General features: G+C 61.5%; 10 protein-coding genes. 5 read left to right on the plus strand and 5 right to left on the minus strand.

Annotation, left to right across the window (positions count from 1 at the left end; translation table 11 throughout):
- Positions 1–247 precede the first annotated feature (247 nt).
- Positions 248–814 (plus strand): manganese efflux pump MntP family protein, encoded by a 567-nt coding sequence (locus tag Q5H31_RS00975; protein WP_003810015.1) that lies wholly within the window; start codon positions 248–250, stop codon positions 812–814.
- A gap of 67 nt (positions 815–881) precedes the next feature.
- On the opposite strand, the gene Q5H31_RS00980 is transcribed toward Q5H31_RS00975, so the two are convergent.
- Positions 882–1,667, minus strand: a complete 786-nt coding sequence (locus tag Q5H31_RS00980; protein WP_270434483.1) for a hypothetical protein — start codon at positions 1,665–1,667, stop codon at positions 882–884.
- Between the two features lie 157 nt (positions 1,668–1,824).
- On the opposite strand from Q5H31_RS00980, the gene Q5H31_RS00985 reads away from it, so the two are divergent.
- From Q5H31_RS00985 to valS, 4 genes are all read left to right on the plus strand, one after another.
- Positions 1,825–2,583 carry a response regulator transcription factor gene (locus Q5H31_RS00985; RefSeq protein WP_080548131.1) on the plus strand — a complete coding sequence of 253 codons (759 nt, stop codon included), beginning with the start codon at positions 1,825–1,827 and terminating at the stop codon, positions 2,581–2,583.
- Positions 2,584–2,750: 167 nt separating this feature from the next.
- Positions 2,751–3,416, plus strand: a complete 666-nt coding sequence (gene nth, locus Q5H31_RS00990) for an endonuclease III (RefSeq protein WP_003810026.1) — start codon at positions 2,751–2,753, stop codon at positions 3,414–3,416.
- A gap of 89 nt (positions 3,417–3,505) precedes the next feature.
- Entirely contained in the window at positions 3,506–5,053 is a 1,548-nt protein-coding gene (locus Q5H31_RS00995; RefSeq protein ID WP_302457385.1) for an ABC transporter substrate-binding protein, read from the plus strand.
- Between the two features lie 114 nt (positions 5,054–5,167).
- Positions 5,168–7,897, plus strand: coding sequence for a valine--tRNA ligase (gene valS / locus Q5H31_RS01000; RefSeq protein WP_117801186.1), 2,730 nt, complete (start codon positions 5,168–5,170; stop codon positions 7,895–7,897).
- Positions 7,898–8,376: 479 nt separating this feature from the next.
- On the opposite strand, the gene Q5H31_RS01005 is transcribed toward valS, so the two are convergent.
- The 4 genes from Q5H31_RS01005 to rho all read right to left on the minus strand — a co-directional run bounded on the left by Q5H31_RS01005 (position 8,377) and on the right by rho (position 13,707).
- Complete coding sequence (locus tag Q5H31_RS01005; protein WP_270319046.1) at positions 8,377–10,350, minus strand: hypothetical protein; 1,974 nt, start codon at positions 10,348–10,350, stop codon at positions 8,377–8,379.
- A gap of 67 nt (positions 10,351–10,417) precedes the next feature.
- Complete coding sequence (locus Q5H31_RS01010; protein ID WP_011743741.1) at positions 10,418–10,831, minus strand: chorismate mutase; 414 nt, start codon at positions 10,829–10,831, stop codon at positions 10,418–10,420.
- Positions 10,832–10,879: 48 nt separating this feature from the next.
- Positions 10,880–11,356, minus strand: a complete 477-nt coding sequence (locus Q5H31_RS01015) for an Lrp/AsnC family transcriptional regulator (RefSeq protein ID WP_003810036.1) — start codon at positions 11,354–11,356, stop codon at positions 10,880–10,882.
- A gap of 371 nt (positions 11,357–11,727) precedes the next feature.
- Complete coding sequence (gene rho, locus Q5H31_RS01020; protein ID WP_033499968.1) at positions 11,728–13,707, minus strand: transcription termination factor Rho; 1,980 nt, start codon at positions 13,705–13,707, stop codon at positions 11,728–11,730.
- Positions 13,708–13,940: the final 233 nt, after the last annotated feature.

Below are 13,940 nucleotides of genomic sequence, written 5' to 3' on the forward strand. Positions count from 1 at the left end.
GTGGAGGCCAGGTGCCGTTGCGGGGAGTCCAACGGACCAAAGCGTCCGATTTCTTCGTACCGCGGTATAGTGGTCTCTTGTAATTTTCGGCATGCGAACAGTATTCGCTGAATTCAAAGCCCGCTGGACGTCACATATCACATCCGCGTGCGGCAGTTCTGTGTCGGTACTCCTAGGCGTAGGCGGAACGCAATCCGTCGAGGCCCATCCCGTGGGGAGACCGGCGGGATGAACCTTTTCACCAGCTATGCTCATTCAGATTCTGCTTATTGGCGTGTCCGTGTCCATGGACGCGTTCGCTGTCTCCATTGGCAAAGGCCTGACCGTCAAGAAGCTTCGCGGCGTCGATGCGTTCAAAACCGCCCTGTGGTTCGGCGGATTCCAGGCGCTTTTCCCTCTGTTCGGCTATTTCGCGGCCAGCACGTTCAGCAAATACGTGACCGCCGTGGACCATTGGATCATTTTCGGCCTACTCGCTCTGATCGGCGGCAATATGGTACGCGAGGCGTTCGAAGAGGACGAGGAGAACGCCAAGGAAACCCCTGAATTCGATTGGAAGCACATGCTGCCGCTCGCCGTGGCCTGCAGCATCGACGCATTCGCGGTCGGCGTGAGCTTCGCGTTCATGACGCTCAACATCTGGCTGTCGGTGGTCATCATCGGCATCACCACCGGCCTGTTCTCCGCCGCCGGCCTGTATATCGGCCGCGCGTTCGGCTCGCGGTGGCAGAAGCCCGCGCAGATCGCCGGCGGCATCGTGCTGATTCTTATCGGCGTGAAGGTGCTGTTCGAGCATCTCGGATTCCTCGGTTGACTGCCAATCCAACATAATAAAAGCCCGTAATCATTGCGATTACGGGCTTTGTCATTAGAACAGCCGTTTACAGCACGACGATGGCGAGCGCCGCCAGACCGACTGCGAGACCGGTCAGCATGACCGGCAGCAGTGCGAGGCCGATCCACGGCGAACGCGCATCCGGCTCGGGGGCGGCGTCGCGGTGCCAGAAGTACGAGCACACGGTGAGCGCCACGGCCACCAATACCGTCACGATCGCGGCGACGACCCATGTCGTGGTCACGTTGCTGAACATGTCCACCGTGGCTCCGGAGGCAGCGGACATGGCGGCGGCCCTGGAATGCGTTGTCGGCAGGAGCACCGGCAGGAAGCACCAACCCGCGCTGGCGATCATGGCGACGCCTTCGACCACGCTGTGCGACAGCGAGCGGATCAGGTGCGTGCGGTTTTCGCGGGCCATCTGCCGGCCGAAGGATACGATGATCAGCACGATCAGCAGTCCGCCCACGCCGGCGATCCACGCTTCCTCCATGGAGAAGCTTTTGCCGCCATCCAGGCCGGCGGGGAAGATCACATTGCCCAGCATCACGGTCGTGGCGCAGATCGCCGACAGCAGGCCTGCGATCGCGGCGATCACATGGCCGGCGACGCCGTCGCGGAACGGACTGAACACCACCAGCAGCACGACCATCGCCAGCGAGGCGATGATCGTGAACGGAACCGCGGCCGGTTTGGCGGCGTCGCCGTACATCATGCCGGGAACCAATGCGAGCGCCACCAGCACCACGTATGCGATGATCTGAATCGCCAGGACCTTGGCAAAAGCGACTTTCCGCGTGGCTTCCTGGGCGGTGGCCTTCTCAGCGGTCATCTCGGACCCCCTTTTCATATTGTGGTCATTCCGTATGCAATATGAATAAATGTAGCCGTAAGTGTCCACATACTTCGGTTACAATCGAGGAAACGCCGATAACACATACCGAGTGTACAATCGCGGCATCAGTTATAGGGAACATGAGGGAGCTGACGTGACGGATCTTACGCTTATGACGTTCGCTAGCGACCCGGCCACCGTTCTTCCCTCGCTGGCGTTGCTGTCCCACCGCGTGCGCGTTCTGCCGATGGATGCGGCGAGCTTGGTGAAGATGCCGGAGAACACCATTCTTTTCCTTGATGCGCGTGACGATTTGGCCACCGCGAAAACGCTGTGCCGGCTGATTCACGCGTCGGGACTGTCCACGCCGATCGTGCTCATTCTCACCGAGGGCGGCTTCACCGTGGTCAATTCGCAGTGGGGCATCGCCGATGTGGTGGTGGCCTCCGCTTCCCCCGCCGAAGTGGAGGGGCGTCTGCGTCTGGTGTCCGAACGGGGCAATGCGCCGGCCAGCACGGCCGCTAGCACCGGCGAGCAGGGCGTGCAGAACGAGGATGGCCTGATCCGTTCCGGCGATCTGGTGGTGGATACCAACGGTTATACGGCCAGCCTGCATGGCCATCCGATCGACTTGGCGTACAAGGAGTTCGAGCTGCTCAAGTATCTGGTGCAGCATCCGGGCCGCGTGTTCACGCGTGCGCAGCTGCTGCAGGAGGTGTGGGGCTACGACTATTACGGCGGCACCCGCACTGTGGACGTGCATATCCGTCGTCTGCGCGCCAAGCTGGGCGGCGAGTACGAGCATCTCATCGGCACCGTGCGCAACGTCGGCTATCGTTTCGATCCGCCGGAAGAGGATGAGCATGAGGCCGCGGCCAAGGATGCGGCTCACGGCGAGTCCGGCGAAAGCTGACTTTTTTCTTGCGATCATTCCGTTGATGTTCGACGGGTTTCGTTTGTTTTCGTTGGCCTTTCGCTGATTTCCCGTTGTTTTTTCGATGGATTTTCGCTGTTTTTGCCGATTGCGACGTTTCCATAGGTTTTCCGCGTTCGTCCGCATGCGAGGGGTAGGCTGGAGGCATGCCTCGGGAATCGAAGAAGGCGCGGATCGCGCGCATGCATCAGGAATACGAGCAGTTGTGCGTGGAGATTCCCGATCCGAAATGCGCGTTGAACTTCAATTCTCCTTTCGAACTGCTGGTGGCTACGGTGTTGAGCGCGCAGACCACCGACAAGCGCGTGAACATGGTCACGCCGGAACTGTTCGGCGAATATCCCGGTCCGGCGGAGCTTGCCGCCGCGAATCCCGAGCACGTCGAGGACATCATCCGCACCATCGGCTTCTTCCGTACGAAAGCGCGCAACATCATCGGGCTGTCGCATGAGTTGTGCGTGCGATTCGGGGGCGAGGTGCCAGCCGATATGGCTTCGCTGGTCAGCCTGCCGGGCGTGGGCCGCAAAACCGCGAACGTGGTGTTGGGCAACGCGTTCGGCGTGCCCGGTTTTCCTGTGGACACGCATGTGATTCGTGTGACTGGGCGATTGCGGTGGCGGTCCGACTGGGCGAGCCCCTCCCCTGACCCGGTGGCCATCGAACGTGAGGTCACCGCCTGCTTCCCTCCCGAAGAATGGACCGATCTGTCTCACCGTTTGATATTGCATGGCCGCGCCATCTGCCATGCGCGAAAACCGGATTGCGCCGACTGCCCCCTCAACGACACGTGTCCGAGCGCGTTCGCCGCGTGATTCCGACGCATGCCAGCCGCCGCGCCGGCACTCCGTCGAATCGCACCCGGCCATCGGGCGTGTAGCACGCGTCAACTAGACTCGGGTGCATGGATGAAAACGGGCGGAAACGTAATCTGAAAGCCGAGGCGACGCGCTGGCTGATCTTCTTCGGCGTCGCGATCGTGCTCAGTGTGCTGCTGTGGCTGGGACTGTCGCTGACAGGCCGCAAGAATCCCATCACATCCTTCGGCACGCTCGTCTCCGACTCGTCCGTGACGATCGGCATCGAAGGCAAGGCGCCGGAATCGCTTGACATCCGCACCGAACAGGGCACCGCCGTGGAGCAGGCGCTGCTCGGCAACGTGTACGAGACGCTGGTGTCCCGCAGCGACACCAACAAGCTGCAGCCGGGGATCGCCAGCTCCTGGCAGGCTTCCGACGACGGTCTCACATACACGTTCACGTTGAACGGCGGCATGACGTTCGCCAATGGGCACAAACTCGACTCGTCCGACGTGGTCTGGTCACTGCAGAACGCCGTCAACAACCATTACGTGGGAGCCGACCAGCTTGGTGATCTGAAGGAAATCACCAATCCCAATGCGAATACGGTGGTCATCACGCTCGCCAAGCCGAATCCGCGGCTGTTGCGCGCGCTGGCCGGCCGTGCAGGCGTCGTGTACGACGCGGAAAGCAAAACCAACTATGCGAAATCGGCGGTCGGATCGGGACCATTCACCGTGTCAACCGCGGACCAATCGCAAATCGTGCTGCAACGCAACGACTCGTATTGGGGCAAAAAAGCCGCATCATCGCAAGTGACGCTCTACTACTACACCAACGAGGAATCCATGGCCGATGCCATGAAAGCCGGCAAAATCAGCATGGCGCTGCCGCTGAGCGCTTCAACCGCCTCGGAACTGGGCAAGACCAACGGTATTACCGCGGACAGCGGCATCAGCTTCGACAAGGTGATGCTCGCGTTCAACAACGACAACAACAGCCCCTTCTCCGACGAGCAGATCCGCAAGATGACGCGATACGCCATCGATGCGAAGACCATCGCCAAGAACGCGCCCGACGCGTACGCGCCGCTGGGAGGGCCAATCAGCCCGCTGGAAGACGGGTATGAGGACCTGAGCGGACTGTACCCCTACAACCTCGAACAGGGGCAACGGATGCGCACGTATTTCGGAGTGAACTACATCGCGCCAATCGACATTCTGGTGCCGAAGGAATACGAAAGCATCGGCAACGACGTGAAAACCGCCATCGAAAACCTCAACATCAACACCAATCTGGAAGTGCTCGATTCCGCCGCGGACGTGACGGAACGCATGAACGCCGGCACCTATAACATCGCGCTGACCACCATGAGCGACGAAGGTGACGCAAGCGTCTTCGACAACGGCCAGTCCGTGTTCCATTTCGAGAACGGCGACGCGCAGCAGGCTTACGCCAATGCCATGGCCGCGACCAACGACAACGATTATCAGGCCCGCATGCGCGATTACGCGCGCGCCGTCAGCGAAAACGCGGCCAGCGACTGGCTGTACACACGTAAGAACTTCCTTGCCGTTTCCGATGGGCTGCAGGGGTATCCGAAGAATCTGACCGACCGTCTGCTGCCGTTGAACAGATTGACGCTGCACTGATTTTTCCACGGTTTTTTATGTGGATTTTCCGCGATTTGCCTGCGATTCCGGCATTCGGTTCGATAGGCGCTGATACGACGGCAGTTGTCACATTCGCTTTCTAGACTAGCGACTATGACTGAAAGCCAAGATAACACCATCAACGCGAACCTCACGCCGCTGCCCGACAGGGTCGGCGTGGACGGTCTCGAAGACAAGTGGCGTGGCGTCTGGGACGAGAGCGGAGTCTACAAGTTCCAGGGCACCCGCGACCGCAAGGCCGTCTATTCCATCGATACCCCGCCGCCCACCGTTTCGGGCCACCTGCATGTGGGCCACGTGTTCTCCTACACGCATACCGATGTGATCGCGCGTTTCAAGCGCATGAACGGCTACGACGTGTTCTACCCGATGGGCTGGGACGACAACGGCCTGCCGACCGAACGCCGTGTGCAGAACTATTACGGCGTGCGCGTGGACACTTCCCTGAAGTACGATCCGAATTTCGTGCCGCCGTTCGAAGGCACCGATGGCAAGAAGATCGACGCCAAGGACCAGGTGCCGATCTCCCGTAAGAACTTCATCGAACTGTGTGAAAAGCTCACCGCCCAGGACGAGAAGCAGTTCGAGGCGCTGTGGCGCTCCCTCGGCCTGTCCATCGACTGGTCGCAGACCTACCACACCATCGGCGAGCATCCGCAGCGCGTGGCCCAGAAAGCGTTCCTGCGCAACCTGGCTCGCGGAGAGGCGTATCAGAAGGACGCCCCGGGCCTGTGGGACGTGACGTTCCAGACCGCAGTGGCGCAGGCCGAACTGGAATCGCGCGAATACCCGGGCTTCTACCACAAGTTGGCCTTCCGTTTCGAAGACGGCACCCCGATCTACATCGAGACCACCCGTCCGGAACTGCTGGCCGCCTGCGGCGCGCTGATCGCGCATCCGGACGACGAGCGTTACAAGCAGTATTTCGGCCAGTACGTCTACTCCCCGCTGTTCCATGTGAAGGTGCCGATTCTGGCGCATAAGGCGGCGGAAATGGACAAGGGCGCCGGCATCGCCATGTGCTGTACGTTCGGCGACGTGACCGACGTCGAATGGTGGCGCGATCTGAACCTGCCGCTGCGTTCCATCATCCAGCGCAACGGGCGCATCGTCATGGACACCCCGGATTGGATCGAAGACGAGGAAGGCAAGCGTATCTTCCAGGAGACCGCGGGCAAGACCACGTTCTCCGCACGTAAGGTCATCGTCGACGAGCTGCGCGCTGCCGGCGATCTGGACGGCGAGCCGACCCCGACCAAGCGTATGACGAACTTCTACGAGAAGGGCGACAAGCCGCTCGAAATCGTCACCTCCCGCCAGTGGTACCTGAAGAACGGCGGCACCGACGAGAAGCTGAACGCCGAGCTCATCGCGCGCGGCAAGGAGCTGAACTTCCACCCCGATTTCATGCGCGTGCGCTACGAGAACTGGGTGCACGGCCTCAACGGCGACTGGCTGATCTCCCGCCAGCGCTTCTTCGGCGTTCCGTTCCCGCTGTGGTACCCGGTGAAGGAGGATGGCACCCCGGATTACGATCATCCGATCACCCCGAGCGAGGACCGTCTGCCGATCGATCCGACCGACGATGTGCCGGAAGGCTACACCGAGGACCAGCGTGACGTGCCGGGCGGCTTCACCGCCGAGCCGGACATCATGGATACTTGGGCCACCTCGTCGCTCACCCCGCAGATCGTGACCCGCTGGGAGGAACCGGGCGAGGAGAACCAGGCGATCTTCAATGCCACCTTCCCGATGGATCTGCGTCCGCAGGGCCAGGACATCATCCGCACTTGGCTGTTCTCCACCATGGATCGCGCGCATCTCGAGAACAAGTGCCTGCCGTGGGCCAACACCACGCTGTCGGGCTGGATCCTCGATCCGGACCACAAGAAGATGTCGAAGTCCAAGGGCAACGTGGTCGTGCCGGACAAGCCGATCAAACAGTTCGGCGCCGACGCGGTGCGTTACTGGGCCGCCGCCGCACGTCTGGGCCTGGACGCCACGTACGACGAAGGCCAGATGAAGATCGGCCGTCGTCTTGCCATCAAGCTGCTCAACGCCACCAAGTTCGCGCTAGCCATCGGCCGTGAGGACGAGAACCATCACGTGGGCGCTCCGGCAGTCGCCGCATGGAACCCGGCCGACGTGACCGAGCCGATCGACCGTTCCGCGATGTCCAAGATGGCCGCCGTGGTCCGCGAAGCCACCGACGATCTCAACAACTACGAGCATTCCAAGGCTCTGGAAGTCATCGAGAACTACTTCTGGCAGTTCTGCGACGACTACATCGAGCTGGTCAAGAACCGCGCCTACGGCACCGCCGATTCCACCGGCAACGTGCCGAGCGAGGCCGCGGTGAAGTCCGCACGCACCACGCTGGGCCTGGGTCTTGATGCGTTCGCGCGCCTGCTGGCCCCGTACCTGCCGTATGCCACCGAAGAGGTGTGGAGCTGGATGCATGAGGGCGAGGGCTCCGTGCACCGCGCCGCATGGCCTGTGGCCGACGTGTACGCGGCCGCCGCCGGCGACGCATCCGCCGATCTGCTTGCTCATGCCGGTGAGGCTCTGGCCGCGCTGCGTGGCATCAAGTCGAAGGCCAAGGTTTCGATGAAGACCCCGATCTTGTCTGTGACGCTTGCCGTTGCCGACGATGTGCGCGGGTCCATCGAGGCCGCGCTGGGCGATATCGCCGAAGCTGGTCGCGTGACCGGACCGATCGCCTTCACCGCACCGGCTGCCGCCGAGGGTGAGAACGAGGCCGCCGATGTGACGGTCGCCGAAAGCGAGCTAGGCGAACCGCCGGCCAAGAAACCGAAGAAGTGAGTCTCTGAGGTGAGCCGCCAGCGGCTTTTGTAGCGCAGCCGCTCACTTCACCCACATACGAGGGGCCTTTCCTTTGCATGAAGGAGAGGCCCCTCGTATATCCCGTCACTGTCTGCAACTAACCGTGCCCCCTTTTGCTCATATTCAGTCAAAATCGCGGGAAAAATGCTTTCGTGAGCGAAAAGGGGTATAAATCGCAGGCAAAACGGTCGAAATCATATCCCCTTTTGCCCACGTCCGTGCAGAATCGCCCTAAATCGCAAGACGTGCGCGCATAGAACCGTCCTTATCCCGTTCTCGGCTGTTCTCAGCGTACATTCCTGCCCCTGCGCACAAACCCGTACGCGAAAAAATGGTTTTTATGGGCGTAATCTCAACGAATGCACAAGCGGAGGCGGAAATCGCAATCAAAACCCCGAAACGTACCACGTAAGCGACGGAGCACTATCGGATTTAGTGCATCGCACCAACCGCGTGCTCTACAGCACCGGAACGGACAGGAGGTACTGCGGGCCAGCGGACGAATTTCCGGAACCGTTCCCACCCAATCCGGCCTGCAGCGCATCGTCGAAAACTTCCGCAGCGGCGGCCAATTCGACCGTCTCGTCAATCAAATCGCCATTATCCGGCGTGAAACCGGTTTTCGCCAAGCCATAGCCGGTAATTGGTAGCGAGCTGGCGGACGAATCCGCCGAACCGTCGGACGAATCGCCACCGCTGTTCTTCGAAGAGCCGTCCACTCCCCCGACTTTCGCCACATTCTTCGACGTGGTGTCCGCTGCGGCGCCGAACGACGGGCGTAGTCCGCCCGCGTAGCTCATCACATCATCCATGCTGATGGCGTTCTTGTCATCGACCAAGCTGGTCGAATCGGCGGTGTTGTTCTTCGCCTGCGCGCGTTCGGCCTTGCGTTGCGCACGGGACCGCCGTTTCTCGGCTTTCGCGCACAACGATTGGCTGGCGGAGGCGGAACGCAACGTGTCCGGCACAGAAGCGTCATCGGCAGCGCCCGATTCGGACGTGTCGTCATCCGAATCCAGCTGGTCGGCGAATCGCAGCACGATCTGGTGGAATGCGCTGGCCTGTCCGGTGTGCTCGCTGGCGTCCGCCAACGCGGTCATCGCCGCGGACACCTTGTCGGACGCGGTTTTGAGCTTCTCATTGTCTTTGATGCCGGCACGCACGTCGGCGATCGCCTGGGTTTCGTAGCTGCCAGCCGTGCCTGCGGTGGCGCCCAGTTCCTTAAGCCGAGCCGTGTATGCGTCGGTGAAATCCATCGAATACGGGATCATGGCCGCGGACAGCTGCGATTGGCCGGCACTGTAGTCTTTGGAGCCGCGCTGTTGTTCCTCGCCGGCGCGCTTGGTGAGCTCGTTCACCAAGCCGGATGTGCCGCGCTGTTCGATGGTGCGAATCACTTCGTCGACGGCGTCGGCCGCGCCGATATGCCGGTATGCGGCGCTCACGTCGTTGACGGCGTTGGCCAGGTCTGCCACGGATTTAGCTACGGAGGTATCGCCGTTCAGTTCGGACGCGGTGCCGAGAATGGCGGGAAGCTGTGTGGCGTTGCCGATCGAACCGGACAGATGCGTGGTGTATGAGCCCACGTACGCGTCGATGTAGCCGTCGAACGCCTGATCGTGCGCTTTGGAACGTACGGCGATGGTCTGTTTGGCAAGCGCTTTCTCGTTGTCTCTGAGCTGTTCCAGTTGGGCGATGAGCTTGCGGTTGCGTTGCGAGCCGACGTTGGTCAGACCGTCCACCAAGGTGGTTGCGCGCTTGGTCAGGTCAGGCAGTGATTGCTGAACGTTGCCTTCCACCGCGGCGATGGACAGTGAGCTCATGGTGAAGTGCTTCGCCGTCACGTAGGCGTTGAAGGTCAGGTCCTCGCCCGGTTTGCCGACCGCAGCCACCAGGGTCGAGGTGTTGTCGGATGAGACGAGCACGCCGTCATCGGCGGTCACGTCACTGCCGACGCGTCCGGGAATGGTGAAGGCGACGATTGGCGTCAGATTGGCGGTCACGTCGGGTTTCGTGGCATGCAGGGCGATGCGTATGCCGATCATGCCGGAAGCGCCGGAAACGTCGGAAACGCTTACGTCGGGCCCGTTGAGGGTGAAGGAGGCGGATATTTTCCACGGCAATGCGACAACGCCTTTGGGAACGCGTTTCGACGTGGAGGATCCGCTGTTGGTCAGGAAAAGGCGGCCTGGTTTGTCGATGGAGGTGTAGGCGCTCATCACGTCATCATGCGATGCATCGGCCGCGTACTGCCCATTCTGTTGCAAGGCCGATATCGCGTCGTTCACGCCGACTGCCGCGACGGGAGCGGCGGTGATGACGGCGACCGCGATCGCCGCGGCAAGCGGGCGTCGGGCACCGGATGGACGGTTCGCGGTGGCGTGGCGCATGCCGGACCTCTCAATCGCAATCGAAACAACTTTCCAAGGCATTTAATGTAGTGCCCGGCATGCCCGTCGGCAATGGACGTTCGCGCGGGGCGCGCGGAAAACGGACGGCTCAGGCGAAAACGTCGAGTACGCCCGGGTCTCCCCCGTTTTCGGCGATGCGCTTGTGGCGGCGCTTGGCCTCGGTCACCACGAATTCGCGGTACATTTCGGCGATTTCCGGATCCAGTCCGGCTTCGTCGGCAATGCGATGCAGACGCTCGATCTGGGCATGTTCACGCTGGTAATCGGCCGGCGCGAAGCCCGCACGCGCCTTGAGCACACCCACCTGCGACGTGTATTTGAACCGTTCCGCCAGCAGCGAGACGATGGCGGTGTCGACGTTGTCTATCGATTGGCGCAGCGAGGCGATTTTAGCCACCACATCGGCCACTTCGGGGTTGTTCTGCGCGGTGCGCGCGTCGATGATGGTTTCGGATTCGGTTTCTTCTTCTGGCCGAAGCCAGTCATGTTCGCTGTCGCTCATGGGTATAAGCCTACCGCGCACCCTACCGCGGCATCTGCCGAACAGCGGTCACTTCGCGAAGTAACGCTGCAGCACGATGGTGGTTTCGGTGCTGACCGACACCGTGCGATGGATGAGGTTCAACAGCTCTTCGAGCTTGCTGGGCGATTCGACGCGAACGGTGAGCATGAAGCTGGGCGAACCGGCGACGGAATCGCAGGACATGATGCCGTCGATGTTTTTGAGCTTGTCTGGAATCTCGGCTTCCTGGGAGTAATCGATGGGCGTGACCGCGATGTAGGCGTTCACCGCAAGGCCGCGGCGCTCGTCGTCGATAACCGCCTTGTAGCCGCGGATCACGCCGCGACGCTCAAGCTTCTGCACGCGCGACTGCACGGCGGACACGGACAGGCCTGTCGCCTCGGAAAGGTGGGACAGCGTGGCTCGGCCATCCTTTTCAAGCATGTCGAGGATTACGCCATCGGTCGCGTCGAGCTGGCTCGCAACCGTACGTGCGTCTACCGGACCATTGTCACTGTTGGTCATCCATACCCCTTTTCCAACAATCCACTGCACCGGCCGCAATCGACCGTCCCCACTGCAGTTCCATGTTCTTTTTCTTCCTTACCATACCCACTACCGCGCACATACCGTCGCGGAATCGCCGCAGTTTATCCGGACGGCGCAACGCTGTCATGAAATATCTTTGTTTTATTTAGCTCATACCCCCATATCGACCATATATATTTTTCCCATTTATCTTTTCTCGTCGTATTTTTACCTATTTTTTAATTGACAACGTTGTCCAAAAAGTGGCCAATTTCACGAAATTCATCGAAACGTACACATAGGAAAGGGGCTACACGGCGATTGCCATGCAGCCCCTCAAACCTTCAGATTCGCTTGCAGCCGACGACTCAGTTGCCGTTGGTGGCGTTGCCGCTCTGCTGGATGAGCGACGCCATGAAATCGCGGTTGGTCGCTGTCTTCTTCAGGCGTGGCACGAGCGTCTGGTAGGCCTGTTCCGGCTCGAGGCCGCCCAGCAGGCGACGCAGACGGTAGATGATCGGCAGTTCCTGCGGATCGGTGATGAGCTCCTCGCGGCGGGTGCCGGAGGCGTTCACGTCGATGGCCGGGAACAGGCGCTTGTCGGCGAGCTCACGGCTCAGGCGCAGTTCCATGTTGCCGGTGCCCTTGAATTCCTCGAAGATCACCTCGTCCATCTTGGAACCGGTTTCCACCAGCGCGGAGGAGATGATGGTCAGGGAGCCGCCGTTTTCGATGTTGCGGGCGGCGCCGAAGAACTTCTTCGGCGGGTACAGCGCCTGCGCGTCCACACCACCGGACAGGATGCGGCCGGAGGCCGGCGCGGCGATGTTGTAGGCGCGGGCCAGACGGGTCATGGAGTCGAGCAGCACCACCACGTCCTGGCCGAGCTCCACGAGACGCTTGGCGCGTTCGATGGCCAGTTCGGCGACGGTGGTGTGGTCGGAGGCCGGACGGTCGAAGGTGGAGGAGATGACCTCGCCCTGCACCGTGCGTTCCATGTCGGTGACTTCCTCCGGACGTTCGTCCACGAGGACGACCATCAGGTGGACTTCCGGATTGTTGGTGGCGATCGCGTTGGCGATGTTCTGCAGGGTGATGGTCTTGCCGGCCTTCGGCGGAGACACGATCAGGCCACGCTGGCCCTTGCCGATCGGCGCCACGATGTCGATGAGGCGGCCGGTGAGCTTGTTCGGCGTGGTCTCCTGCTTCAGGCGTTCCTGCGGATACAGCGGGGTGAGCTTGCTGAACTGCGGACGATGCTGCGCTTCCTCGACGCTCATGCCGTTGATGGAGTCGATGGACTGCAGCGGCACGAACTTCTGACGCTGGTTGCGACGTTCGCCTTCACGCGGGGCGCGGATGGAGCCGTGCACGGCGTCGCCTTTGCGCAGGCCGTACTTCTTGACCTGGCCCATGGAGACATACACGTCGTTCGGTCCCGGCAGGTAGCCGGACGTACGCACGAACGCGTAGGAGTCGAGCACGTCGACGATGCCGGCGACCGGCACGAGGTCTTCCTTCGGCTCGTCGCGATGCTGGTCGCGGTCGGCGCGATCCATACGATCGTTGCGCTGGTCGCGGTCGGCGTTGCGGTCCATGCGGTCGGCGCGATCGTTACGGTCGTTGCGATCATTGCGATCGCCCCTGCCGCGACGCTCGTCACGCTCGTCGTAATCGCGGTCACGGCCACGCATACGGCGGCCACGGCGATCGTTGCGTCCACGGCTGTGACGGTATTCGTTGTCTTCGGTCTCGTCGCGACGCTTATCATCGTCGGCGTCTTCCTGCGACGGCAGCGTGGCGAGGATGTCATCAAGGTCGCGCACGACGTCTTCGCTCTTCGGCCCGTCCGCCACGCGACGGCGGCGACGCGGCTCGAAATCGTCCCTACGGTCGTCATCACGACGGCGACGGCGGTCATCCTGCTTCGGAGCGGCATCGTCAAGGCCCAGTTCGGCGAGCAGGTCGGCGCCGGCTTCGGCGTCACGATGGCGACGACGCTTCGGCGCTTCATCGTTCGGCTTCAACGCGTCCACCGCTGCCACGGCATCCGCGACTTCGGAGGATTCCGCGGACTTGGCCTGCTTGGCACGGACGGGGCGTTCCTCCTGCTTGGCTTCATCGGCCTTCTTGTCCTTTGCCGATTTGACCTCAGCGTCTGCGGCGGGAGCGGACTTTGGCGCGCGCACGGTGACGCCGGCCGGAGCCTGGCCGCCGGAACGGGCGGCTTGAAGTGTTGCGATCAGTTCGGTCTTGCGCATGGTGGAGACACCACGAAGTCCCATCTGCTTGGCGAGCTCCTTGAGCTCGGGCAGTTTCATATCATCGAGATTAGGGCTTGTTGCCACTGGTAGTTGCCTTTCCTTGGCTTCCACAGGCATGCGCCCGCGACAGCTGCAAAAAAGAATTGCGGAAAATTTCCGTCGAATGAAAAGTCCGCCGCGAAACATCGCGGTTTTCGAACTGTCCTAACCATACAACGCAACCCAGACCAACGCAAAGCGGGCACGCGCGGTCCGCCCGTGCGGTTCGCGCACCGCGCAATCGCAATAAAAATCGCAATGAAAAAGCCCATGCCAAA

This window comes from uncultured Bifidobacterium sp., from assembly GCF_959020155.1.
Taxonomy (GTDB): domain Bacteria; phylum Actinomycetota; class Actinomycetes; order Actinomycetales; family Bifidobacteriaceae; genus Bifidobacterium.